Here is a 22,068-nt window from a genome sequence, read left to right as displayed (position 1 = left end):
CAGCCATAGACTGTAAGTCGGGCAACCTTCGCGTTGCCCGGCGTTACGCATAAACTATTAACGAGTACATTCATGAGTGAAATGATTTACGGCATCCATGCGGTGCAGGCCCTGCTGGAACGTGCGCCTGAGCGCTTCCAGGACGTCTTTATTCTCAAAGGTCGTGAAGATAAACGCCTGCTGCCGCTGATCCACGCACTGGAAGCACAGGGTGTTGTCATTCAACTGGCTAACCGTCAGTTTCTGGATGAGAAAAGCGAGGGTGCGGTACATCAGGGGATTATTGCTCGCGTGAAGCCGGGCCGTCAGTATCAGGAAAACGATCTGCCGGATCTGATTGCTACGCTCGATCAGCCGTTCTTTTTGATTCTCGATGGCGTCACCGATCCGCATAACCTGGGTGCATGCCTGCGTAGCGCTGATGCTGCTGGCGTACATGCTGTAATCGTACCGAAGGATCGTTCCGCACAGTTGAATGCGACGGCGAAAAAAGTGGCCTGTGGTGCGGCAGAAAGCGTACCGCTGATCCGCGTGACCAACCTGGCGCGCACCATGCGTATGCTGCAGGAAGAGAATATCTGGATCGTCGGAACCGCAGGTGAAGCCGACCATACTCTCTATCAGAGCAAAATGACCGGTCGTCTGGCGCTGGTGATGGGCGCAGAGGGTGAAGGTATGCGCCGTCTGACTCGCGAACACTGTGACGAACTGATCAGCATCCCGATGGCAGGGAGCGTTTCGTCATTGAACGTTTCAGTTGCGACGGGCATCTGCCTGTTTGAAGCCGTCCGCCAGCGCGGCTAAACTTATTTTTCAGACAAAGTCACCCGGATTCGGGTGGCTTTTTTTTATTTTAAACGAGTATGATAAAGGGTAGGAAATGATATTCATTTCATTTATTTCTAATTGAATTATATATGGATAATATATGGCATGGACTCCGCAGTTGCTTGCTGAAGCAGTACAAACTCTTCCTGAATTAAATATAGATATTGAATATAACGAGCAATCATTAATTATCAAAATGAATGATTATGGTGATTTATCACTCGGTATTTTATTCACATCCCGCCAGATAATTATTGAAACAGTTATTTGTCCTGTCTGCAGTATTAATCAGAAAAATGAATTCAATATTTTCTTATTACGTAATCAGAAACTTCTTCCTCTGTCTTCCGTGGGGATTTCTCGCGTTCAGCAGGATGAATATTACGTCGCATTTGGAGCACTTTCGCTTAATTCATCACTTGATGATGTAGTGCTGGAGATGACTACGCTTGCGGAAAACGCGCTAGATCTGGCTGAAATCACTGAAGAATACACTCACGAATAACAAGGAACGCTATTTATGGGAATTTTAAAAAGCCTGTTTACCCTCGGTAAGTCCGTGCTTTCTCAGGCGGAAGAGTCAATTGAAGAAGCGCAGGGGGTCCGCATGCTGGAGCAGCATATCCGTGATGCGAAAGGTGAGCTGGATAAAGCCGGAAAATCACGAGTAGACCTGCTGGCGCGCGTGAGGCTGAGTAATGACAAGTTGAACGATCTGCGTGAGCGTAAATCCAGTCTGGAAACACGAGTGTTGGAAGCGCTGAGTAAAAACGCTAACCCGTCACTGATCAACGAAGTTGCTGAAGAAATTGCCCGCTTAGAGAATGTCATTGCTGCAGAAGAGCAAGTACTCGCTAACCTTGAAGTGTCGCGGGATGGCGTTGAAAAAGCGGTGAGTGCAACCGCACAACGGATTGCACAGTTTGAACAGCAGCTTGAGGTGGTAAAGGCGACGGAAGCGATGCAGCGCGCCCAGCAGGCAGTGACTACCTCAACCGTAGGCGCGTCTTCGAGTGTGTCTACAGCCGCAGAGTCGCTCAAGCGTTTGCAAACGCGACAGGCAGAGCGTCAGGCCCGTCTGGATGCCGCTGCGCAGCTGGAAAAGGTTGCGGATGGGCGTGACCTGGATGAGAAGCTGGCCGAAGCCGGCATTGGGGCGAGCAATAAAAGTTCGGCTCAGGATGTACTGGCACGACTGCAGCGTCAGCAAGGCGAGTAATGCTGTTTACCTGGGTCATCAAAACGTGCCAACGACATCTTTCAAGACTGACCTGGCCTGCATTATTCGGCCTGTTCGCTGGGCAGTACCTGTTTTGTTACCTGGTGCTGAGATTACTGAGTGAAGAAACGCTGGTGGGTCGTCTGAGCGATTTTATCTATTACTGCTCAGTCGTCGGCTCAACATTGGGTTTTGGCGACATCAGTCCGCAAACTGCGGCAGGCCGGATTTTTACGGCGATCTGGCAAATTCCTGTCAGCGTTGGTTTATTTGGCGCATTAATGGGAAAGGTTATCGGCCTGGTGCAAGGGATGTTAGCAAAAGGAATGATGGGGATGGGAGATTATCGGCATTTGCGAAACCATATGCTGGTGGTCGGCTGGCGAGGCCACCAGACGGAAAAAATGATATCGCTGCTGCTGTATGACACCCGGCGTGTTTTTGAGCGGGTGCTCCTGTGTGAATCCGATGACATACAGCATCCTTTGTCGGGAAATAACTGGGTCGATTTCATTCGTATACGTAATTTTAATGACCCGCAAGAGCATGCTCGTATGGGGTTATGCAATTGCCAGAGTGCGATCATATTTGCTCGTACAGATGAACTCACGTTCACCATCGCGCTTTCACTGGCGGATTCGATTCCTGAACAATGCCATGTGGTTGCTTATATGGAAGATGAGCGTTACGCAGGATTGCTGGAAGTTCATTGTCCACGTATTGAAATTGTGCGCAATCTCTCCGCTGAGCAGCTTTCTCGATCCATTCAGGATCCGGGGTCTTCGCAGTCGGTCGCATCCATCATGAATCCCATGCTGGGTGATACAGGGTTTGCCGTGCCAATACCTGAGGAGGTCGTTTCAATTCGTTATGGCGATCTCATGCGTTATATGAAGCTTCGCCACGATGCCACAGTTTTGGGTATTAGCAGCTGCAAAAATGGTCGGGGTATGGAATTAAATCCGGTCATTTCGACAGAGGTAAAGGGCGGTATGTGGCTGCATTTGATAGGTAACAGCCGCATTCTGGCGAAAGAGATTGCATGGATGGAGATAGAGGGAAAATGATGACGAGTTTTATCCGGCGTTTATTTGGTAAAGAGGCTGCTGTTGCGCCAGCTCGCGGGCCGTTAGGGTTACATCTGAATGCTGGTTTTACGCTTAACACGCTGGCATTTCGTCTGCTTGAAGAGTCACTATTGATCGAATTGCCTGGTGAGGAGTACACCGTTGCAGCCGCCAGCCACATTGATTTAGGCGGCGGAAGCCAGATTTTTCGCTACTACACGTCCGGAGAAGAGTTTCTGCAAATTAATACCACGGGCGGCTCAGACATTGATGATATCGACGATATCAAATTCTTTGTTTATGCGGAAAGTTACGGGATTTCGCAGAAAAAACACTGGCAGTCTGCCATTAGCCCTTCTGCAATAGGGACCCCGGTGCTGAGCTGGCAGGAAGAGCGCTGGCAACGCTTTTTTAACGAGGAAGAACCGGGGAACATTGAGCCGGTTTATATGCTGGAAAAAGTAGAAAATCATCAGCATGCCATATGGAATGTACATAATTTTACCATGGGCTATCAGCGACAGGTTACAGAGGATACATGGGAATACCTGCTGTTGAACGGTGAAGAGTCGTTTAATGAGCAGGGAGAGCCAGAGTGGGTATTCTCACGGGCGCTGGGTGTAGATATTCCATTAACATCACTTAATGTAATTGGTTAATTTCAGGGAAGGTTACACAATGCACATACTGGATTCATTACTGGCTTTTTGTGCCTATTTTTTTATTGGCGCGGCCATGGTGATCGTTTTTCTGTTTATATACTCAAAAATCACGCCGCACAACGAGTGGCAACTGATTAAAAACAATAATACGGCAGCGTCACTGGCCTTTAGCGGCACGTTGCTGGGCTACGTTATTCCATTATCCAGCGCGGCAATTAACGCCGTCAGCATTCCGGATTATTTCGCCTGGGGCGGCATCGCGCTGGTGATACAACTCGTCATTTACGGCGGTGTGCGTTTATACATGCCGGCACTGAGTGAAAAAATTATTAACCATAATACTGCAGCGGGATTATTTATGGGGACTGCTGCCCTGGCGGGGGGCATTTTTAACGCCGCCTGCATGACATGGTAATGGACGATCATGGCAAGAAAACGTAAATCTGGAAACAAAAACAGGGTGCCAGGGCATTCTGCCATCACGCGAATTGGGCGCCCGGCGAACCCCTATGCAAAAAAACGCAGCCGATACAGTGGAAAATACCTGACGCTGGCCATTATGGGCGGAGCGGCATTTTTTGTCCTCAAAGGATGTGCTGATGACGGCAATACCGATAATGATGGTGACGGTACTTTTTACTCTGCAGTGAGTGAATGCATTGACGATGGCAATAGCGCCACTGTTTGTGCCGATGGCTGGAACAATGCGAAAACAGAGTTCTACTCCAGCCTGCCAAAGCAAATGAACAAGCAGAGCTGTCAGACGCAGTTTGGCGACTGCTATCTCGATAGTACCGATCAAAGCTGGGTGCCGATATTCTCCGGTTTTTTACTCAGCCGCGTCATTCGCAAAAATCGCGACGAACAATATGTTTATAGCAGCGGCGGTTCTTCCTATGCTTCGCGCCCGGTCTGGCGTACGACTTCCGGGGATTACAGTTGGCGTTCCGGTAGTGGAAAACATGATACTGCAACCAGCCATAGTTATACGACGAAGAAAGTCTCGACGGTTTCACGCGGCGGCTACGGGCGTTCGTCCAGCGCGCGTGGGCACTGGGGAGGTTAACGATGCTGCGACATGATGTCCCTGTTCGCCAGGATTTGGACCGGATCGCCTACGATCACGGCTTTGATTTTCATATTATCGATAACGAGATATACTGGGATGAGAGCCGGGCATACCGCTTTACGCTCCGGCAAGTGGAAGAGCAGATCGAAAAACCCACTGCGGAACTGCACCAGATGTGTCTGGATGTCGTCGAACGAGCAGTTAACGACGAACAGATTATGCAGCAACTGGCGATCCCGCCGCTGTACTGGGACGTTATTGCCGAAAGCTGGCGCAATCGCGATCCCTCCCTGTACGGCCGCATGGATTTTGTCTGGTGCGGAAATAACGCCCCGGTCAAGCTGCTGGAGTACAACGCGGATACGCCAACGTCGCTTTATGAGTCAGCGTATTTCCAGTGGCTATGGCTGGAAGATGCGCGTCGCAGCGGGGTGATCACACGCGACGCCGACCAGTACAACGCCATTCAGGAGCGGCTAATCTCCCGTTTTGCTGAGCTTTATAGCCCAGAGCCCTTCTATTTTTGCTGCTGCGAAGATACTGACGAAGATCGTACCACGGTGTTGTATTTACAGGATTGCGCGCAGCAGGCCGGGCAAGAATCACGGTTTATTTACGTGGAGGATCTGGGTCTTGGCGTTGGCGGCGTTCTCACTGACCTTGACGATAACGTCATTCGTCGCGCCTTTAAGCTCTATCCCCTGGAGTGGATGATGCGAGATGAGAATGGCCCCTTGCTGCGCCATCGCCGCGAACAGTGGGTTGAGCCGTTGTGGAAGAGTGTTCTCAGCAATAAAGGGCTAATGCCTTTGCTGTGGCATTTTTTTCCCAACCATCCCAACCTGCTGCCTGCCTGGTTTGACGGTGAAACGCCACAAATTGCGGCTGGTGAAAGCTATGTACGCAAACCGATATTTTCTCGAGAGGGGGGTAACGTCACCATTTTTGATGGTCAGCAGCAGATAGTGGAGCATGCTGAGGGTGATTACGCGGAAGAACCGATGATCTATCAGGCATTTCAGCCATTACCGCGCTTTGGCGACAGCTACACGTTGATTGGCAGTTGGATCGTGGATGATGAAGCCTGTGGTATGGGGATCCGCGAGGATAATACTTTGATCACTAAAGATACTTCTCGTTTTATTCCTCATTATATTGCGGGCTAACCGTACTTTTGTGATCTCCCTCCGTCGCGAATAATGTGGTTCTGACCATACTTAAAGCGACGGCCATTGACGGAGGGAGACACAATGCACTGGCAAACGCATACCGTTTTTAACCAACCTGTACCGCTCAATAACAGTAACTTATATTTGTCCGACGGCGCACTGTGCGAAGCGGTTATCCGCGAAGGCGCTGGTTGGGACAGCGATCTTCTTGCCAGTATTGGTCAGCAGCTAGGGACTGCCGAGTCGCTCGAACTGGGGCGTCTGGCCAATGCTTTTCCACCTGAACTGTTGCGCTACGACCCGCAGGGGCAGCGGCTGGATGATGTGCGTTTTCATCCTGCCTGGCATTTGCTGATGCAGGGATTATGCGCCAACCGCGTACATAATCTGGCCTGGGAAGAAGATGCGAGGCAGGGAACATTTGTTGCCCGGGCGGCCCGTTTCATGCTGCATGCGCAGGTGGAAGCTGGCACGTTGTGTCCGGTGACCATGACTTTTGCCGCCACGCCGCTGTTACTTCAGATGTTACCCGCCCCCTTTCACGACTGGCTTACGCCGCTGCTAAGCGACCGTTATGACTCGCATTTACTGCCAGGTAGGCAAAAGCGTGGGCTGCTTATCGGCATGGGCATGACTGAGAAACAGGGTGGTTCAGATGTGCTGAGCAATACCACTCAGGCAGAACGTCTTGCTGACGGCTCGTATCGGCTGGTGGGACATAAGTGGTTTTTCTCCGTGCCGCAAAGCGATGCCCATTTAGTGCTGGCCCAGGCTAAGGGGGGATTATCCTGCTTTTTTGTGCCGCGATTTTTACCTGACGGGCAGCGTAATGCTATCCGTCTTGAGAGATTGAAAGATAAGTTAGGCAACCGCTCCAACGCCAGCTGCGAGGTTGAATTCCACGATGCGATTGGCTGGCTATTGGGTGACGAAGGGGAAGGTATACGCCATATCCTGAAAATGGGGGGGATGACGCGTTTTGACTGTGCGCTCGGTAGTCACGGTATGATGCGGCGTGCTTTTTCCGTCGCGATTTACCATGCTCACCAGCGACAGGTTTTTGGCAAGCCATTGATTGAACAGCCGATGATGCGTCAAGTGTTAGGTCGGATGGCGCTCCAACTGGAAGGTCAAACGGCGTTACTGTTTCGACTGGCGCGGGCCTGGGACCGCCGTGCTGATGCTAAAGAAGCGCTGTGGGCCAGGTTGTTCACGCCAGCGGCGAAATTCTCCGTTTGCAAAAGCGGTATGCCATTTGTGGCAGAGGCGATGGAAGTGCTGGGTGGGATTGGCTATTGCGAGGAGAGCGAGCTGCCGCGTTTGTATCGTGAAATGCCGGTAAACAGTATCTGGGAAGGCTCTGGCAACATTATGTGCCTTGATGTATTGCGGGTACTGACCAAACAACCCGGCATATACGAGATGCTCAGTGAAGCCTTTGCGGAAGTCAAAGGGCAAGACCGACATTACGATCGAATGGTACGTCAGCTCCAGCAGCGTTTACGTAAACCCAGCGAGGCATTGGGGCGGGAGATTACGCAGCAGCTTTTCCAGCTTGGTTGCGGAGCGCAGATGTTGCGCTATGCCTCTCCACCAGTGGCGCAGGCCTGGTGCCAAATGATGCTTGATACGCGGGGGGGACTACGATTGTCTGAGCAGGTGCTGAATGATTTGCTTCTGCGGGCAACGGGGGGATTACGGTAATAATATGCCTGATGGCGACGCTTTCGCGTCTTATCATGTCTACAGTTCACTGTAGCTCAGATAAGTTTACGCCATCCGGCAATGTGTTAAGCATAGAGTATGGCCTGTACGCGCCAGTTGTCGGGCTGCTGATCTTCGTACATTTGAATGATCCGATACCATGAGGCACCTTGTTCATCCGCTTTTAACGCGACAACACGTTCTACATCCTGCGGATTTCCTGCAATGTTACTGACAGATATCTGGCCAATTTCGTTCAGGCCAGTAACACAGTCAGCACTGGCGAATTCGGCAGACTGCGCCGTAGTACCTACCAGTCCGGCAGAAAGCAGCAGTGAGGATAAGGCAAGTGATTGTTTCATCGTCAGCTCCATTATTCGTACCCCTACACACGGCAGGGCATTCCATCGCGATAATAAACCTCAAGCTTCCTGCTGTTGGTTTATTGTGCACAGGTAAACGCATAGGGGCGCAAAGCAATGTAAAGCTGACTAAATTTCAACCCAATGTTATTTACGATACAAAATAGCCTGTGAATACCATTGGCCTGTCACGATAGTTTCATCCACTAATAAAACCACGTAGTAATCAGCTTTAGCCGCGGCGGCTTTGGCACGGATCTCTGCCAGCGCATCATCCGGAGAGCCTCTTACCAGCGCGCTAACCGTCCCTAATCGCTGTAACCCATTACTCTGGTCACGGCGGATCTCCTGCGGGTGGTCGGCAACGGGCGGTGCGGGTTGTGGCGTTCCCTGTAGCACGCTACAGGCGCTTAAAAACATAACCAACAACAAAGAGGCAAACCGACGCATAACTCTATCTCGTTTCCTGATAGCCATAGTGTAGTGCCTTATTAATTTCCCTTTAGGGGAATGTTCCCGAATTGTTATCTCTCACGCGATTTTCGAATGAAAATGTTGCGAAAGCGTAACCCAGTTCTCAACATTATGAATCATTGCCGAACACATTCGCTTGCGTTAAGTATTGCTGCATGGCATACCAGAAAGAAAGAGGCGACAAATGATCGAAATTGAAACACGACAGTTGGCGGGTATCCCTGTCCTGCACGCCGTTCCGGCTGGCAAACGCGAATGTTCACTCCCTTGTATTATCTTCTATCACGGGTTTACCTCTTCAAGCCTGGTTTACAGCTATTTTGCCGTTGCGCTGGCTCAGGCCGGGTTCCGCGTCGTCATGCCAGATGCGCCCGACCATGGCGCTCGCTTCAAAAGCGATGCCCAGGTGCGGATGCATCGCTTCTGGCATATTTTGCAGCAAAATATGCAGGAGTTTACGACGTTACGTGCGGCGCTGGTGGCGGAAAATTGGCTTTCAGATGAGCGGCTTGCCGTCGGTGGGGCGTCGATGGGGGGAATGACAGCATTGGGCATAATGGCGCGCCATCCTGAGGTTAAATGTGTAGCCAGCCTGATGGGTTCAGGCTATTTTACCCGGCTTGCGCAGACGCTGTTTCCCCCTTTACTGGTTCAGACCCCAGAGCAGCAGGCGGAATTTGATGCCGTTATCGCCCCGCTTGCCGAATGGGATGTTACGCATCAGTTACCACGCCTCGCTGACAGGCCGTTGCTGCTGTGGCATGGACAGGATGATGATGTTGTACCGGCTGTTGAAACCTTCCGCTTACAGCAAGCGCTGATTCAGGCAGGTTTGGACAACAATCTGACCTGCCTGTGGGAAGCGGGCGTACGACATCGCATCACGCCAGAAGCGCTGGCTGCGACGGTGACGTTTTTCCGCCAGCACCTTTAAACGCGCATAATGCTCACGCCCTGAGCTTCGAGCTGTTGCAGGATCTCAGGGTTTGCATTTTTGCCAGTAATCAGCATGTCGATTTGGTCAGCGCGACTGAACAGCATCCCCGCACGTTCACCGACTTTACTGCTATCGACCAGTACCACCAGTTTGCCCACCACGTTAAGCATCTTCTGCTCGGCCATCGCGGTCAGCATATCGGTTTTATACAGTCCGTCCGCGGTCAACCCTTTGCCACTGGTGAACATCCAGTGCCCGGCATACAGGCTATTTTCACTGCCTTGCGGGCTAAGCGTGATGGATTGGCTTTTGTTATATTGCCCTCCCATGATGATCACACTGTCATGCTCCTGGTCGATCAGATAGTTCGCCAGCGGCAGATAATTAGTGATGATCTGCACCGGCTTGCCGCACATTTCGCGACCCAGCAGAAAGGCGGTCGATCCGCAGTTGATCACCACGCTTTCACCCGCATTCACAAGCTGGGATGCCGCCTTGGCAATGCGAACTTTTTCATCGTGGTTCTGTGCCTGGTGCAGATTCATTGGCGTCCAGCGCGGTCGCTGCTGGGTAATAGCTTCTGCGCCGTTGCGGACTTTCTTGAGTTTGCCGCTTTCATCGAGTTTGTTGATATCCCGGCGTGCTGTGGCGGGTGAAATCCCCAGACGCTCAATCACGTTCTCAACGGTAACAAAGCCCAACTGCGCCAGCATATCCAGCAATATTTGATGTCTTTGTGCTTCAGTCATGAGCTATTCCGATACAAATTGATTTGAAAAGATGATATTTGAAATAGCCTGGAAATACTAAAGTAAATGGGAAAAAATGCCGGGATGGCCCGGCATTTTGTGTGGATCACAAGAACGATTTAAACGGTAAATCCGGTTCAATCGTGAAGCAGTCGTCAAAGCCGCGCGGATAGTGATATTCAAAGTTATCTTTGTCCAGCGGCCAGGTAAACTTGCCACCCACCTGCCAGATAAAAGGCTTAAAGCCATACTTCAGCCGATCCTTTTTCATCTCCCACAGTACGCGGATCTCCTGAGGATCGGCCTGGAAGTTTGACCAGATATCGTGATGGAAAGGGATCACCACTTTTGTATTCAGGGCCTCCGCCATACGCAGCATGTCGGAACTGGTCATTTTGTCCGTAATACCCCGTGGGTTCTCGCCGTAGGATCCGAGCGCGACGTCGATCTGGTGCTCATTGCCATGCTTTGCATAGTAGTTGGAGTAGTGTGAATCACCGCTGTGATAAAGCGTACCGCCCGGCGTTTTGAACAGATAGTTTACGGCACGGGCATCCATACCATCCGGCAGCACACCTGCCGCTTTTTGATCGGCAGGAAGCGTGATCAATGCCGTACGATCAAACGCATCAAGCGCGTGAATTTCAATATCTTTCACTTTCACCACATCGCCAGGTTTTACCACGATGCAGCGCTCTTTTGGTACACCCCAACCGATCCACAGATCCACACAAGTCTGCGGTCCAATAAACGGCACGTCGTCGGCACAGTTCTGCATGACGGCTGCCGCAACATTTACGTCGATGTGATCGTTATGATCGTGCGTGGCCAGCACCGCATCGATCTGACGAATGGCAAACGGATCAAGAACAAACGGTGTGGTGCGCAGGTTTGGCTGCAGTTTCTTCACGCCCGCCATGCGTTGCATCTGGTGACCGGTTTTCATCAGCGGGTTACCGTGACTCTGTTTACCCGTACCGCACCAGAAATCGACGCAGACGTTAGTTCCGCCTTCAGACTTTAGCCAAATTCCGGTACAGCCAAGCCACCACATAGCGAAAGTGCCAGGTGCGACCTGTTCCTGCTCGATCTCTTCATTGAGCCAGCTTCCCCACTCCGGGAATGTGCTCAGAATCCATGATTCACGCGTGATGCTTTTTACTTTACTCATCGCAATTACCTTCATGTTTGTTCAAGTTGAATCAAGTTATGATTTGTTTTGATTGATACTGACATCATTTTCTCAAGAAGGCAATGCGCTGATTTTTGGTGTTGAATGGGAAAATGTGAACAAATTACAACGTGACAAGATGGTTTATATGAAATGTATTTTTGTATTTTATTGTTTTAAATGAATTTATTTTGACGTGTATGAATTTGAAGTAAATCCACTCTGCAAGTAAGAGAATTATTTGCGTACTTCATCACATTTAATCAAATTCAATCTTGTTGTGATTACTTTTGAAAATTAGAGTGAGGGCACAACATCCTGGGCATCTGTAATGAATGTTCAGCAACTTCGTCTACTGGAGATCGTTATGGAGATCCTCTACAACATCTTTACCGTCTTTTTTAATCAGGTCATGACCAATGCACCGTTGCTGTTGGGTATTGTGACCTGCCTCGGCTATATCCTGTTGCGTAAAAGTGTCAGCGTCATTATCAAAGGTACGATCAAAACGATTATCGGTTTTATGTTATTGCAGGCAGGGTCGGGCATTCTGACCAGCACGTTTAAACCGGTGGTGGCGAAGATGTCTGAGGTTTACGGTATCAATGGCGCGATCTCCGATACCTATGCCTCCATGATGGCAACCATCGAACGAATGGGTGATGCCTACAGTTGGGTAGGGTACGCCGTACTGTTAGCGCTGGCGCTGAACATTTGTTACGTACTGCTAAGGCGTATTACCGGTATTCGAACCATCATGCTGACTGGGCACATCATGTTCCAGCAGGCGGGGCTGATTGCTGTCTCTTTCTACATCTTTGGTTACCCGATGTGGACCACCATCATCTGTACCGCGGTGCTGGTGTCGCTCTACTGGGGGATTACCTCCAATATGATGTACAAACCGACGCAGGAAGTGACCGACGGCTGCGGTTTTTCCATCGGTCACCAGCAGCAGTTCGCCTCATGGATTGCTTACAAAGTCGCGCCGTATCTGGGTAAGAAAGAGGAGAGCGTAGAAGATCTCAAGCTGCCAGGCTGGCTGAATATCTTCCATGACAACATCGTTTCCACCGCGATTGTGATGACCATCTTTTTCGGGGCGATCCTGCTTTCTTTCGGCATAGATGTGGTTCAGGCGATGGCGGGTAAAACCCACTGGACGGTCTATATCCTGCAAACCGGTTTTTCGTTTGCTGTCGCTATCTTCATCATCACCCAGGGCGTACGTATGTTCGTTGCTGAACTTTCAGAAGCGTTCAACGGTATCTCTCAACGTCTGATCCCCGGGGCGGTGTTGGCTATCGACTGCGCAGCGATTTACAGCTTTGCCCCCAACGCGGTGGTCTGGGGTTTTATGTGGGGCACCATCGGTCAACTGATTGCGGTAGGTATTCTGGTTGCTTGCGGCTCTTCCATCCTGATTATCCCAGGCTTTATCCCGATGTTCTTCTCGAACGCCACTATCGGCGTATTTGCTAACCACTTTGGCGGCTGGCGCGCGGCGCTCAAGATTTGCCTGGTGATGGGGATGATCGAAATCTTCGGCTGCGTCTGGGCGGTTAAGCTCACCGGTATGAGCGCCTGGATGGGCATGGCGGACTGGTCAATTCTGGCACCGCCGATGATGCAAGGCTTTGCCTCCATCGGCATCGTGTTTATGGCCGTCATTATTCTGATTGCACTGGCTTATATGTTTTTCGCAGGACGCACGTTGCGCGCTGAGGAAGACGCAGAAAAACAACTGGCAGAACACTCTGCTTAATAAGGAGTTCCGATTATGACCGTACGTATTCTGGCTGTGTGTGGCAATGGGCAGGGCAGTTCCATGATCATGAAAATGAAAGTGGACCAGTTTTTAACCCAGTCAAATATTGACCATACGGTGAACAGCTGCGCAGTGGGTGAGTACAAAAGTGAACTGAACGGCGCGGATATCATCATCGCCTCTACCCATATTGCCGGTGAAATTACCGTAACTGGCAATAAATATGTTGTTGGCGTACGCAACATGCTGTCCCCTGCCGATTTTGGACCAAAACTGCTGGAAGTGATCAAAGCGCATTTCCCGCAGGACGTGAAGTAAGGAGCGGCATATGAAATTACGTGACTCGCTGGCAGACAATAATTCCATCCTTTTGCAAGCCGAGGCCAGTACCTGGCAGGAAGCGGTAAAGCTTGGTGTGGATCTGTTGGTTAAGGCTGATGTGGTTGAACCACGCTACTACCAGGCCATCCTTGATGGCGTTGAGCAGTTTGGCCCGTACTTTGTGATTGCGCCAGGCCTGGCAATGCCGCACGGCCGTCCGGAGGAAGGGGTTAAGAAAACCGGTTTTGCGCTGGTGACGCTGAAAACGCCGCTGGTGTTTAACCACGAAGATAACGACCCGGTCGATATTCTGATAACGATGGCGGCAGTTGACGCCAACACGCATCAGGAAGTGGGCATCATGCAGATCGTGAATCTCTTTGATGACGAAGCCAATTTTGACCGTTTACGCGCCTGCCGCACCGCGCAGGAAGTGTTGGATTTAATTGATAACGCCACTGCGGCGGCTGTTTAAAAGGATACCAAAATGTCATTACCTATGTTGCAGGTTGCGCTGGATAACCAATCAATGTCTTCCGCGTATGAAACGACGCGTTTGATTGCCGAAGAGGTCGATATCATTGAGGTGGGCACTATTCTTTGCGTGGCAGAGGGCGTGCGCGCCGTACGCGATCTGAAGGCGCTTTACCCGCATAAAATTGTGCTGGCGGACGCCAAAATTGCCGATGCGGGAAAAATCCTCTCCCGCATGTGTTTCGAAGCCAACGCTGACTGGGTCACCGTCATCTGCTGTGCGGATATCAACACCACCAAGGGGGCACTGGAGGTGGCGAAAGAATTTAACGGTGATGTACAGATTGAACTGACGGGTTACTGGACCTGGGAGCAGGCGCAAGAGTGGCGTGACGCGGGCATTGGGCAAGTTGTGTATCACCGCAGCCGTGATGCGCAGGCAGCGGGTGTGGCATGGGGAGAGGCGGATATCAGCGCGATCAAACGCCTGTCCGAGATGGGCTTTAAAGTCACCGTCACCGGCGGTCTGGCGTTGGAAGATCTGCCGCTGTTCCAGGGAATTCCGATTCACGTCTTTATTGCCGGTCGCAGCATTCGCGATGCCGCCTCTCCGGTGGAAGCGGCCCGTCAGTTCAAACGTTCTATCGCCCAGCTGTGGGGATAAGGAGCGACTATGTTGTCGAAACAGGTCCCGCTCGGTATTTATGAAAAAGCACTCCCCGGCGGGGAGTGCTGGCTGGAGCGTTTGCAGCTGGCGAAGGAACTGGGCTTTGACTTTGTCGAAATGTCGGTTGATGAAACCGACGCTCGCCTGGCGCGTCTTGACTGGAACCGCGAGCAGCGACTGGCGCTGGTGGCCGCTATCGCCGAGACAGGGATACGGGTGCCGTCCATGTGCCTGAGCGCTCATCGTCGTTTCCCGCTTGGCAGTGAAGATGATGCGGTGCGCGAACAGGGGCTGGAGATCATGCGTAAAGCGATTCAGTTTGCGCAGGATATCGGTATTCGCGTTATTCAACTGGCGGGTTACGACGTTTATTACCAGCAGGCCAATAACGAAACGCGTCGTCGGTTTCGCGATGGGCTGAAAGAAAGCGTAGAGATGGCGAGCCGTGCACAGGTGACGCTGGCGATGGAAATCATGGATTATCCACTGATGAATTCGATCAGTAAGGCGCTGGGATACGCTCACTATCTCAACAATCCGTGGTTCCAGTTGTATCCCGATATCGGCAATTTGTCGGCGTGGGACAACGATGTGCAGATGGAGCTGCAGGCGGGAATGGGCCATATCGTTGCCGTACACGTGAAAGATACCAAACCCGGTGTATTCAAGAATGTGCCGTTTGGTGAAGGGGTTGTCGATTTCGAACGTTGTTTTGCGACGCTCAAACAGAGTGGGTATTGCGGGCCATACCTGATTGAGATGTGGAGTGAAACGTCGGACGATCCGGCTCGTGAAGTGGCGAAGGCGCGCGACTGGGTGAAAGCGCGTATGGCCAGCGCCGGTCTGGTGGAGGCGGTGTAATGCAAAAACTCAAACAGCAGGTTTTTGAGGCTAATATGGATCTGCCGCGCTACGGGCTGGTGACGTTTACCTGGGGTAATGTCAGCGCCATCGACCGCGAACGCGGGATGGTGGTGATTAAGCCCAGCGGCGTCGACTACCAGACAATGACAGTGGACGACATGGTAGTTGTGGATCTGCACGGCAACGTGGTGGAAGGACGCTATCGTCCTTCTTCCGATACCGCCACCCATCTGGCGCTGTATCGTCGCTATTCCTCTCTTGGCGGCGTGGTGCATACCCACTCAACCCACGCGACGGCATGGGCGCAGGCAGGTCTGGCAATTCCTGCGCTAGGCACGACGCATGCGGACTACTTCTTTGGCGATATCCCCTGCACCCGGGCGTTAACTGAAGCGGAAGTTCAGGATGAGTATGAGCTGAATACCGGCAGGGTGATTGTTGAAACGCTGGGGGAGGTGGAACCTTTGCATACGCCAGGCGTAGTGGTGTACCAACATGGCCCGTTTGCCTGGGGCAAAGACGCTCATGACGCGGTACATAACGCGGTGGTGATGGAAGAGGTGGCAAAAATGGCATGGATTGCGCGTGGCATTAATCCGGCACTCAGCGCTATCGACAGTTATCTGATGAATAAGCACTTCATGCGTAAGCACGGCCCAAATGCCTATTACGGGCAGAAGTAGGAAAAAACGTTCCGGAGCCAACTCTTCATGGGGATGAGATCGGTCTGGCTTCGGGATTGTTTTGCAAAAAAAGCCCCCAGTGAAGGGGGCAAGTCAAACTGTGGCAATGTTCTCGTTGGTTATTTCTGGTGTTAACGATAAATATCTGCACTGGCGTGCATATTTCCGTTACTACCGGGTTCCCTGGTGAGGATCACGTGGTAGTAGGTTGCGCCTTGCGCATCGGTCTCTTCATTCAGGGCCTGAGTGGCTTCACTTTCAGTGGCGAAGTTATGATTTATGTAAATGACGCCTAAGCTCTGCACATCATCCATGTTCCTGGCCTGATGGTTATCAATTTTGATGGCTGCCGTTGCATTTGCACTGAGCAAAAGCACAGCCAGAAGGGTCAAAACACGGGCTCGCATATGTACCTCCTCGACTGCGGTCTCTGGTTGCCTCTCTCCTGTGAGTGATTAACTTCTGATGTAATTTTAACCGCTACCAGCGCAGTCGATAGCGACCATTTCTGATGCAGTTGTTCAAAAAATTACCGCATAGCCATCTTTTCTTTAATTAACAGTCTGCTGGTGTATACCGCTGCGGTGAAAAAATACCTGCCTTTCGCGCATAAGCTCTTACCAAATAGTCAATTTAATCGGTTGAGTACGCCGTTTATAGTGAGCCGGATAATTAATATAACTTTATGATAATAAGGCAAAAACTTATGGATACTTCATTCATGGATTTCAGCTATTTCGTGGTTATGTTTATGGTCGCGCTGGTGGCTGGCTTTATTAACGTGGTGTCGGGTGGTGGTGGATTTCTCTCTATTGGCGCACTCTTAATTTCTGGTTTACCCCCGGCTAATGCGCTGGCAACCAATAAAATTCAGGCTCTGGGTAGCTCGCTGACCTCCGGAATTTACTTTTTACGCCGAGGACATATCAACGTGCAGGAGCACAAGTATGTGTTTTTATCTGCCTTTATCGGTTCTGCGCTGGGAACGACGCTTATCCAGTTCATTGAACCGGAACTGCTGAAGAAACTGCTCCCAATCCTGATTATCGCAGTCGCCATTTACTTTATTTTTGCGCCAAACCTTAGCGAACCGAAAAGAAAGCAGCAGGTATCCCTGTTTCTCTTCTCGTTGATCGGTGGGGGATGTATTGGTTTTTATGATGGCTTTCTCGGGGCTGGGGCAGGTTCCTTTTATACCCTCAGCTATATTCTGCTGTGGGGATACAGTATTGATAAAGCGCAAATCCACTCGAATTTTATTAACCTGGCGTCGAACATCGCCTCGATTTTGTTCTTCATTTTCGGCGGTAAAATGATCTGGTCGCTGGGTTTGGTGATGTTTGCAGGGCAATCCCTTGGCGCACGTCTTGGTGCGACAGTCGTACTGACGCGCGGTAAGAAAGTCATCCGACCCATGATTGTCATTGTCTCCATTTGTATCAGCATCAAAATGCTGCTGGATATGTATTAATGGCAACATGATAAATAATCGTACAAGCACCTTGAGTTTACCTGCTGACCCCAGTATTATGACGCGTCATTTTTCAGCCGACCTTTAACACGTTCCTTGCCTCCATGGGCCTCGGCTGACCCAGACAGGAGGCTGAATAATCCGTAAGGAGCAATTCGATGCGTCATTACGAAATCGTTTTTATGGTCCATCCTGACCAGAGCGAACAGGTTCCGGGTATGATCGAACGCTACACTGCTGCCATCACTGGTGCAGAAGGCACGATCCACCGTCTGGAAGACTGGGGCCGCCGTCAGCTGGCTTACCCGATCAACAAACTGCACAAAGCTCACTACGTTCTGATGAACGTTGAAGCGCCGCAGGAAGTGATCGATGAGCTGGAAACTACCTTCCGCTTCAACGATGCCGTTATCCGCAGCATGGTTATGCGTACTAAACACGCTGTTACCGAAGCATCTCCGATGGTTAAAGCGAAAGACGAGCGTCGTGAACGTCGCGATGATTTCGCTAACGAAACCGCAGATGATGCTGAAGCTGGGGATTCTGAAGAGTAATTTCTGATGACCAACCGTCTGGCGTTGTCCGGCACTGTGTGCAGGGCCCCCCTTCGAAAGGTCAGTCCATCAGGAATTCCTCATTGCCAGTTCGTGCTTGAGCATCGTTCTGTGCAGGAGGAAGCCGGGTTTCACCGGCAGGCGTGGTGCCAAATGCCCGTTATTATTAGCGGACACGAAAACCAGGCCATTACTCACAGTATAACGGTCGGTAGCGCAGTGACCGTTCAGGGGTTCATATCTTGCCACAAGGCAAAGAACGGCCTGAGCAAAATGGTTCTGCATGCCGAGCAGATTGAATTGATAGATTCTGGAGACTAGCCATATGGCACGTTATTTCCGTCGTCGCAAGTTCTGCCGTTTCACCGCGGAAGGCGTTCAAGAGATCGACTATAAAGATATCGCTACGCTGAAAAACTACATCACCGAAAGCGGTAAGATTGTCCCAAGCCGTATCACCGGTACCCGTGCAAAATACCAGCGTCAGCTGGCTCGCGCTATCAAACGCGCTCGCTACCTGTCCCTGCTGCCGTACACTGATCGTCATCAGTAATCGGTCACGGTCCATTAATACGACTTTGAGAGGATAAGGTAATGCAAGTTATTCTGCTTGATAAAGTAGCAAACCTGGGTAGCCTGGGTGATCAGGTTAACGTTAAAGCGGGCTATGCTCGTAACTTCCTGGTACCACAGGGTAAAGCTGTTCCTGCTACCAAGAAAAACGTTGAATTTTTCGAAGCGCGTCGCGCTGAGCTGGAAGCTAAACTGGCTGACGTTCTGTCCGCTGCTGAAGCTCGTGCTGAGAAAATCAACGCACTGGAAACCGTAACCATCGCGTCTAAAGCTGGCGACGAAGGTAAACTGTTCGGTTCCATCGGTACTCGCGACATCGCTGACGCTGTAACTGCAGCTGGCGTTGAAGTAGCTAAGAGCGAAGTTCGTCTGCCGAACGGCGTTCTACGTACCACTGGCGAGCACGAAGTGAGCTTCCAGGTTCACAGCGAAGTGTTTGCTAAGCTGACTGTAAACGTAGTTGCAGAATAAGTTTTTATTCTGATGACCGCGTAAAAGCGCCGGCCCTGTGCCGGCGTTTTGCTTTTCTGTTCCCCCGCTTTTCTCTCTGGCTATTCTTTATCCTTTTCGGGATAATCACAAAAATAAAACATTATTTCAAAGTGGTGATGGAATGGAACCAACGCACCAACCTCTGTTTGCGCGTAAAAATATTGTCTACCTGAGCGCGGCGTTCTGCTGCCTGCTGTGGGGGAGCGCCTATCCGGCGATCAAAAGCGGATATGAGATCTTCCAGATTGCCACGGATGACATTCCCTCAAAGATTGTCTTTGCCGGATATCGCTTTCTGTTTGCGGGATTATTGCTGCTACTGCTGGCGGTAGCGCAGCGTAAACCGATTGGCCGGTTAAGCCCGCGTCAGTACGGCCAACTCACGCTGTTGGGGCTAACGCAAACCTCGCTGCAATACATCTTCTTCTACATTGGCCTGGCGTTCACGACGGGAGTGAAAGGGTCCATCATGAATGCGACCGGGACCTTCTTCAGCGTGCTGCTGGCCCATTTTATCTACCATAACGACAAACTGAGCTACAACAAAGCGCTGGGCTGTATTCTGGGCTTTACCGGCGTAATGGTGGTGAACTTTAGCAGTGGAATGGATTTTAGCTTCAGCCTGTTAGGCGACGGCTCAGTAGTGATGGCAGCCTTTATTCTCTCTGCTGCCACGCTATATGGAAAACGTATTTCTCAGACGGTGGACCCGACGGTAATGACAGGGTACCAGTTGGGCGGTGGCGGCCTGGCGTTGGTTATCGGCGGCTACGCTTTTGGCGGTACGCTAACCGTACACGGTGCGTCTTCGGTGGCGATTCTCGGCTACCTGACGTTACTCTCTTCGGTCGCTTTCGCCTTGTGGAGTATTCTGCTCAAACATAATCGCGTGGGGATGATTGCGCCGTTTAACTTCCTGATCCCGGTTTCGGGTGCAGTGCTGTCGGCAATATTCCTCGGTGAAAACATTCTCGAATGGAAATATGCGGTAGCGCTGGTGCTGGTGTGTTCGGGGATCTGGTGGGTGAACAAGGTGAAACGCTGACGTTTCACCTTGATGCCTGATGGCGCTATCGCTTATCAGGCCTGGAATCGCGGGGGCACAGCGCTTAACGGGCGCGGATAAAACTGCCGTTAGGTTGGCGGGTAAACAGGACCTGCTGGCCATTTCCGGTATCAATGGTTAATCCTGTCACTACGCCATTGGCATTCTGCCTGATCTGCACCATCTGTCCGTCTTTCAGATTGCTCAGCGGTTTTCCGGCGCCTTCAACCTGTGCCATCGCATACACATCGGTTGGCGGGAGGTTATGGTCACGGAATACCTGCGCCAGCGTTTTACCTGAGTCTACGCGGTAGGAGCGCCACTGCTGGTCAATTCCGCTATCCTGTTGGAAAGGTTGTGTCTGCGGCTGAGATTGCTGGACCTGAGGCTGCGCATCAGGTTCGCCTTCCTGGATTGGCTCTGGCGCAACCGGAGCGACCTGGCCGGGATCATTTTGCGGCGGGACAAGCTGTGCCTGCAGCTGAGCCTCGGTCGGTGGCTGCGACTGTGACTGTAAATCCAGTTGGGCAGTACGCGTCACCACAGGGGTATCGCTGGTGTCACTGGAAGGGAGCAGGAAACCTATCACCAACACAATAGCAGCAATAATAATGCCGCGGCGGTGCATAGGCGGTAGCGGGTCCATAATGCGAAAATTGTCCGGTGCATGCCAGATTTTCGCCAGGGTTGGTTTTAATTCAAAGCGCCCGGGCATGGCTTTCCTCCTGCTCCGCGTCTCGTTCCTCGATCATAGAGTATAGATGGCTAACGCTATGATGTTCGTCATATTACCCGCTTTCGTGACGTCAACGCGGGATATTCCTATTGTTTATGTTTCCTCGCGATTTGTCATCTGTTCCCGAGACAAAGTTTTACCGGATGCGGCATGGCTGATATGCTGCCCGCTACTTTACATCCGATGAAAGGAAATATGATGGCTAACCCGACTTTTGACACTATCGAAGCGCAAGCAAGCTACGGCATTGGTTTGCAGGTAGGACAACAGCTGAGCGAATCCGGACTGGAAGGACTGTTGCCTGAAGCGCTGGTAGCGGGTATCGCTGACGCGCTGGAAGGTAAGCACCCGGCAGTGCCGGTTGATGTTGTGCATCGCGCACTGCGTGAAATCCACGAACGTGCTGATGCAGTTCGTCGCGAGCGTTTCCAGGCTATGGCGGCTGATGGCGTCAAATATCTGGAAGAAAACCGTGAGAAAGACGGTGTGAACAGCACTGAATCCGGTTTGCAGTTCCGTGTTCTGACCCAGGGTGAAGGTGCTATTCCGGCACGTACTGACCGCGTTCGCGTGCACTACACCGGTAAGCTGATCGACGGTACCGTGTTTGACAGCTCTGTCGCACGTGGCGAACCGGCTGAATTCCCGGTTAACGGCGTAATTCCAGGCTGGATTGAAGCGCTGACCCTGATGCCGGTAGGTTCCAAATGGGAACTGACTATTCCTCAGGAACTGGCTTACGGCGAGCGTGGCGCTGGCGCGTCCATTCCTCCGTTCAGCACGCTGGTGTTCGAAGTTGAGCTGCTTGAGATCCTGTAAGCAGTGACTTCTGTTCCCCCCGAGGCCGGGGGGAGCAAAAAAATAGCGTGAAAAGCTATAGTTACGTCGTTGTCGATATTTTATCTTGCAAATGCCCCATCAGCGTGTATTTTTGTGAGCTGATTCGCGCTATCAGAGTGATATGACACTCACTTTAAACATTAAATTAACATTATATCTAAATCTTAGT

Annotated in this window: 29 protein-coding genes; 23 read left to right on the top strand and 6 right to left on the bottom strand. The window is 51.3% G+C overall.

The features are described from left to right. Nucleotides 1-72 precede the first annotated feature (72 nt). The 9 genes from rlmB to JQN59_RS21040 all read left to right on the top strand — a co-directional run bounded on the left by rlmB (nt 73) and on the right by JQN59_RS21040 (nt 7,718). Complete coding sequence (gene rlmB, locus JQN59_RS21080) at nt 73-804, top strand: 23S rRNA (guanosine(2251)-2'-O)-methyltransferase RlmB (protein ID WP_003830482.1); 732 nt, start codon at nt 73-75, stop codon at nt 802-804. A gap of 124 nt (nt 805-928) precedes the next feature. Beyond that, the gene (locus JQN59_RS21075; protein ID WP_048215087.1) at nt 929-1,333 is read left to right on the top strand and encodes a YjfI family protein; all 405 of its coding nucleotides are present in this window, start codon (nt 929-931) and stop codon (nt 1,331-1,333) included. Nucleotides 1,334-1,348: 15 nt separating this feature from the next. Then, entirely contained in the window at nt 1,349-2,047 is a 699-nt protein-coding gene (locus tag JQN59_RS21070) for a PspA/IM30 family protein (RefSeq protein WP_126957062.1), read from the top strand. Then, a complete protein-coding gene (locus tag JQN59_RS21065) occupies nt 2,047-3,114 on the top strand; it encodes a potassium channel family protein (protein WP_149607486.1) in 1,068 nt (355 codons plus the stop codon). Before JQN59_RS21070 ends, JQN59_RS21065 begins: the two co-directional genes overlap by 1 nt. Beyond that, a complete protein-coding gene (locus tag JQN59_RS21060; protein ID WP_149607487.1) occupies nt 3,090-3,773 on the top strand; it encodes a DUF2491 family protein in 684 nt (227 codons plus the stop codon). Before JQN59_RS21065 ends, JQN59_RS21060 begins: the two co-directional genes overlap by 25 nt. 19 nt (nt 3,774-3,792) lie before the next feature. After that, nucleotides 3,793-4,191 (top strand): DUF350 domain-containing protein, encoded by a 399-nt coding sequence (locus JQN59_RS21055; protein WP_003830474.1) that lies wholly within the window; start codon nt 3,793-3,795, stop codon nt 4,189-4,191. Between the two features lie 9 nt (nt 4,192-4,200). Next, on the top strand, nt 4,201-4,842 hold the full coding sequence (locus JQN59_RS21050; protein WP_048215084.1) for a DUF1190 domain-containing protein: 642 nt from the start codon (nt 4,201-4,203) through the stop codon (nt 4,840-4,842). Nucleotides 4,843-4,844: 2 nt separating this feature from the next. Continuing rightward, a complete protein-coding gene (locus JQN59_RS21045) occupies nt 4,845-6,011 on the top strand; it encodes a glutathionylspermidine synthase family protein (protein ID WP_149607488.1) in 1,167 nt (388 codons plus the stop codon). An 84-nt stretch (nt 6,012-6,095) separates the two neighbouring features. Next, nucleotides 6,096-7,718, top strand: coding sequence for an isovaleryl-CoA dehydrogenase (locus JQN59_RS21040; protein WP_149607489.1), 1,623 nt, complete (start codon nt 6,096-6,098; stop codon nt 7,716-7,718). An 86-nt stretch (nt 7,719-7,804) separates the two neighbouring features. On the opposite strand, the gene yjfN is transcribed toward JQN59_RS21040, so the two are convergent. Next, nucleotides 7,805-8,080, bottom strand: a complete 276-nt coding sequence (gene yjfN, locus JQN59_RS21035) for a DUF1471 family protease activator YjfN (protein ID WP_003830465.1) — start codon at nt 8,078-8,080, stop codon at nt 7,805-7,807. Nucleotides 8,081-8,227: 147 nt separating this feature from the next. Continuing rightward, a complete protein-coding gene (gene bsmA / locus JQN59_RS21030; protein ID WP_057066585.1) occupies nt 8,228-8,557 on the bottom strand; it encodes a biofilm peroxide resistance protein BsmA in 330 nt (109 codons plus the stop codon). Between the two features lie 181 nt (nt 8,558-8,738). On the opposite strand from bsmA, the gene yjfP reads away from it, so the two are divergent. Continuing rightward, nucleotides 8,739-9,488, top strand: coding sequence for an esterase (gene yjfP, locus JQN59_RS21025; protein ID WP_048227203.1), 750 nt, complete (start codon nt 8,739-8,741; stop codon nt 9,486-9,488). Here the strand turns inward: yjfP and ulaR are convergent. Both ulaR and ulaG read right to left on the bottom strand, forming a co-directional pair. Next, nucleotides 9,485-10,240: an HTH-type transcriptional regulator UlaR gene (ulaR, locus tag JQN59_RS21020; protein ID WP_003025646.1), complete on the bottom strand. Its 756-nt coding sequence runs from the start codon at nt 10,238-10,240 to the stop codon at nt 9,485-9,487. The genes yjfP and ulaR overlap by 4 nt on opposite strands. 106 nt (nt 10,241-10,346) lie before the next feature. After that, on the bottom strand, nt 10,347-11,411 hold the full coding sequence (gene ulaG / locus JQN59_RS21015) for an L-ascorbate 6-phosphate lactonase (protein WP_003025649.1): 1,065 nt from the start codon (nt 11,409-11,411) through the stop codon (nt 10,347-10,349). A 367-nt stretch (nt 11,412-11,778) separates the two neighbouring features. On the opposite strand from ulaG, the gene ulaA reads away from it, so the two are divergent. The 6 genes from ulaA to JQN59_RS20985 are packed head-to-tail and all read left to right on the top strand — an operon-like array spanning nt 11,779 to nt 16,188. Continuing rightward, nucleotides 11,779-13,176: a PTS ascorbate transporter subunit IIC gene (ulaA, locus tag JQN59_RS21010; protein WP_003830456.1), complete on the top strand. Its 1,398-nt coding sequence runs from the start codon at nt 11,779-11,781 to the stop codon at nt 13,174-13,176. Between the two features lie 15 nt (nt 13,177-13,191). After that, nucleotides 13,192-13,497, top strand: a complete 306-nt coding sequence (gene ulaB / locus JQN59_RS21005; RefSeq protein WP_001577590.1) for a PTS ascorbate transporter subunit IIB — start codon at nt 13,192-13,194, stop codon at nt 13,495-13,497. A 10-nt stretch (nt 13,498-13,507) separates the two neighbouring features. After that, nucleotides 13,508-13,975, top strand: coding sequence for a PTS ascorbate transporter subunit IIA (gene ulaC / locus JQN59_RS21000; protein WP_006686330.1), 468 nt, complete (start codon nt 13,508-13,510; stop codon nt 13,973-13,975). Between the two features lie 12 nt (nt 13,976-13,987). Continuing rightward, entirely contained in the window at nt 13,988-14,638 is a 651-nt protein-coding gene (gene ulaD / locus JQN59_RS20995; RefSeq protein ID WP_003025660.1) for a 3-keto-L-gulonate-6-phosphate decarboxylase UlaD, read from the top strand. Between the two features lie 9 nt (nt 14,639-14,647). Continuing rightward, a complete protein-coding gene (locus JQN59_RS20990) occupies nt 14,648-15,502 on the top strand; it encodes an L-ribulose-5-phosphate 3-epimerase (RefSeq protein WP_008786014.1) in 855 nt (284 codons plus the stop codon). Next, nucleotides 15,502-16,188, top strand: coding sequence for an L-ribulose-5-phosphate 4-epimerase (locus JQN59_RS20985; RefSeq protein WP_020996261.1), 687 nt, complete (start codon nt 15,502-15,504; stop codon nt 16,186-16,188). The genes JQN59_RS20990 and JQN59_RS20985 overlap by 1 nt, the downstream gene beginning before the upstream one ends. A gap of 131 nt (nt 16,189-16,319) precedes the next feature. Here the strand turns inward: JQN59_RS20985 and yjfY are convergent, their stop codons facing one another. Then, nucleotides 16,320-16,595 (bottom strand): DUF1471 family protein YjfY, encoded by a 276-nt coding sequence (gene yjfY / locus JQN59_RS20980; protein WP_003025668.1) that lies wholly within the window; start codon nt 16,593-16,595, stop codon nt 16,320-16,322. Between the two features lie 299 nt (nt 16,596-16,894). On the opposite strand from yjfY, the gene JQN59_RS20975 reads away from it, so the two are divergent. From JQN59_RS20975 to JQN59_RS20950, 6 genes are all read left to right on the top strand, one after another. Further along, nucleotides 16,895-17,659 carry a TSUP family transporter gene (locus JQN59_RS20975; protein ID WP_003830447.1) on the top strand — a complete coding sequence of 255 codons (765 nt, stop codon included), beginning with the start codon at nt 16,895-16,897 and terminating at the stop codon, nt 17,657-17,659. Between the two features lie 158 nt (nt 17,660-17,817). After that, nucleotides 17,818-18,213: a 30S ribosomal protein S6 gene (gene rpsF, locus JQN59_RS20970; RefSeq protein ID WP_003025672.1), complete on the top strand. Its 396-nt coding sequence runs from the start codon at nt 17,818-17,820 to the stop codon at nt 18,211-18,213. Nucleotides 18,214-18,219: 6 nt separating this feature from the next. Beyond that, nucleotides 18,220-18,534 carry a primosomal replication protein N gene (gene priB / locus JQN59_RS20965; RefSeq protein ID WP_003025674.1) on the top strand — a complete coding sequence of 105 codons (315 nt, stop codon included), beginning with the start codon at nt 18,220-18,222 and terminating at the stop codon, nt 18,532-18,534. A gap of 4 nt (nt 18,535-18,538) precedes the next feature. Further along, nucleotides 18,539-18,766, top strand: a complete 228-nt coding sequence (gene rpsR, locus JQN59_RS20960; protein WP_000135199.1) for a 30S ribosomal protein S18 — start codon at nt 18,539-18,541, stop codon at nt 18,764-18,766. A gap of 41 nt (nt 18,767-18,807) precedes the next feature. Then, complete coding sequence (gene rplI / locus JQN59_RS20955) at nt 18,808-19,257, top strand: 50S ribosomal protein L9 (protein ID WP_003025676.1); 450 nt, start codon at nt 18,808-18,810, stop codon at nt 19,255-19,257. 142 nt (nt 19,258-19,399) lie between these two features. Beyond that, complete coding sequence (locus JQN59_RS20950; RefSeq protein WP_048215078.1) at nt 19,400-20,323, top strand: DMT family transporter; 924 nt, start codon at nt 19,400-19,402, stop codon at nt 20,321-20,323. Nucleotides 20,324-20,387: 64 nt separating this feature from the next. Here the strand turns inward: JQN59_RS20950 and JQN59_RS20945 are convergent, their stop codons facing one another. Continuing rightward, nucleotides 20,388-21,038: a LysM-like peptidoglycan-binding domain-containing protein gene (locus JQN59_RS20945; RefSeq protein WP_008786018.1), complete on the bottom strand. Its 651-nt coding sequence runs from the start codon at nt 21,036-21,038 to the stop codon at nt 20,388-20,390. 219 nt (nt 21,039-21,257) lie between these two features. On the opposite strand from JQN59_RS20945, the gene fklB reads away from it, so the two are divergent. Continuing rightward, nucleotides 21,258-21,878 carry an FKBP-type peptidyl-prolyl cis-trans isomerase gene (gene fklB / locus JQN59_RS20940; protein WP_032934269.1) on the top strand — a complete coding sequence of 207 codons (621 nt, stop codon included), beginning with the start codon at nt 21,258-21,260 and terminating at the stop codon, nt 21,876-21,878. Nucleotides 21,879-22,068 lie beyond the last annotated feature (190 nt).

This window comes from Citrobacter sp. B72 (assembly GCF_016894305.1).
GTDB lineage: Bacteria > Pseudomonadota > Gammaproteobacteria > Enterobacterales > Enterobacteriaceae > Citrobacter > Citrobacter portucalensis.
The sequence above is the reverse complement of the archived record's forward strand: the minus strand, read 5'-3'. Positions and strand labels throughout refer to the sequence as shown.

What these genes read in the sequence shown, in the direction of transcription:
- fklB (WP_032934269.1), top strand. Translation starts at nt 21,258, where the DNA reads ATGGCTAACCCGACTTTTGACACTATCGAAGCGCAAGCAAGCTACGGC.
- rpsR (WP_000135199.1), top strand. Translation starts at nt 18,539, where the DNA reads ATGGCACGTTATTTCCGTCGTCGCAAGTTCTGCCGTTTCACCGCGGAA.
- JQN59_RS21040 (WP_149607489.1), top strand. Translation starts at nt 6,096, where the DNA reads ATGCACTGGCAAACGCATACCGTTTTTAACCAACCTGTACCGCTCAAT.
- yjfY (WP_003025668.1), bottom strand. Translation starts at nt 16,595, where the DNA reads ATGCGAGCCCGTGTTTTGACCCTTCTGGCTGTGCTTTTGCTCAGTGCA.
- JQN59_RS20950 (WP_048215078.1), top strand. Translation starts at nt 19,400, where the DNA reads ATGGAACCAACGCACCAACCTCTGTTTGCGCGTAAAAATATTGTCTAC.
- rplI (WP_003025676.1), top strand. Translation starts at nt 18,808, where the DNA reads ATGCAAGTTATTCTGCTTGATAAAGTAGCAAACCTGGGTAGCCTGGGT.
- JQN59_RS21070 (WP_126957062.1), top strand. Translation starts at nt 1,349, where the DNA reads ATGGGAATTTTAAAAAGCCTGTTTACCCTCGGTAAGTCCGTGCTTTCT.
- JQN59_RS20975 (WP_003830447.1), top strand. Translation starts at nt 16,895, where the DNA reads ATGGATACTTCATTCATGGATTTCAGCTATTTCGTGGTTATGTTTATG.
- JQN59_RS21060 (WP_149607487.1), top strand. Translation starts at nt 3,090, where the DNA reads ATGGATGGAGATAGAGGGAAAATGATGACGAGTTTTATCCGGCGTTTA.
- bsmA (WP_057066585.1), bottom strand. Translation starts at nt 8,557, where the DNA reads ATGGCTATCAGGAAACGAGATAGAGTTATGCGTCGGTTTGCCTCTTTG.
- ulaD (WP_003025660.1), top strand. Translation starts at nt 13,988, where the DNA reads ATGTCATTACCTATGTTGCAGGTTGCGCTGGATAACCAATCAATGTCT.
- ulaC (WP_006686330.1), top strand. Translation starts at nt 13,508, where the DNA reads ATGAAATTACGTGACTCGCTGGCAGACAATAATTCCATCCTTTTGCAA.
- ulaG (WP_003025649.1), bottom strand. Translation starts at nt 11,411, where the DNA reads ATGAGTAAAGTAAAAAGCATCACGCGTGAATCATGGATTCTGAGCACA.
- ulaA (WP_003830456.1), top strand. Translation starts at nt 11,779, where the DNA reads ATGGAGATCCTCTACAACATCTTTACCGTCTTTTTTAATCAGGTCATG.
- JQN59_RS20945 (WP_008786018.1), bottom strand. Translation starts at nt 21,038, where the DNA reads ATGCCCGGGCGCTTTGAATTAAAACCAACCCTGGCGAAAATCTGGCAT.
- rlmB (WP_003830482.1), top strand. Translation starts at nt 73, where the DNA reads ATGAGTGAAATGATTTACGGCATCCATGCGGTGCAGGCCCTGCTGGAA.
- priB (WP_003025674.1), top strand. Translation starts at nt 18,220, where the DNA reads ATGACCAACCGTCTGGCGTTGTCCGGCACTGTGTGCAGGGCCCCCCTT.
- JQN59_RS21050 (WP_048215084.1), top strand. Translation starts at nt 4,201, where the DNA reads ATGGCAAGAAAACGTAAATCTGGAAACAAAAACAGGGTGCCAGGGCAT.
- ulaR (WP_003025646.1), bottom strand. Translation starts at nt 10,240, where the DNA reads ATGACTGAAGCACAAAGACATCAAATATTGCTGGATATGCTGGCGCAG.
- rpsF (WP_003025672.1), top strand. Translation starts at nt 17,818, where the DNA reads ATGCGTCATTACGAAATCGTTTTTATGGTCCATCCTGACCAGAGCGAA.
- JQN59_RS21055 (WP_003830474.1), top strand. Translation starts at nt 3,793, where the DNA reads ATGCACATACTGGATTCATTACTGGCTTTTTGTGCCTATTTTTTTATT.
- ulaB (WP_001577590.1), top strand. Translation starts at nt 13,192, where the DNA reads ATGACCGTACGTATTCTGGCTGTGTGTGGCAATGGGCAGGGCAGTTCC.
- JQN59_RS21075 (WP_048215087.1), top strand. Translation starts at nt 929, where the DNA reads ATGGCATGGACTCCGCAGTTGCTTGCTGAAGCAGTACAAACTCTTCCT.
- JQN59_RS21065 (WP_149607486.1), top strand. Translation starts at nt 2,047, where the DNA reads ATGCTGTTTACCTGGGTCATCAAAACGTGCCAACGACATCTTTCAAGA.
- yjfP (WP_048227203.1), top strand. Translation starts at nt 8,739, where the DNA reads ATGATCGAAATTGAAACACGACAGTTGGCGGGTATCCCTGTCCTGCAC.
- JQN59_RS21045 (WP_149607488.1), top strand. Translation starts at nt 4,845, where the DNA reads ATGCTGCGACATGATGTCCCTGTTCGCCAGGATTTGGACCGGATCGCC.
- JQN59_RS20985 (WP_020996261.1), top strand. Translation starts at nt 15,502, where the DNA reads ATGCAAAAACTCAAACAGCAGGTTTTTGAGGCTAATATGGATCTGCCG.
- JQN59_RS20990 (WP_008786014.1), top strand. Translation starts at nt 14,648, where the DNA reads ATGTTGTCGAAACAGGTCCCGCTCGGTATTTATGAAAAAGCACTCCCC.
- yjfN (WP_003830465.1), bottom strand. Translation starts at nt 8,080, where the DNA reads ATGAAACAATCACTTGCCTTATCCTCACTGCTGCTTTCTGCCGGACTG.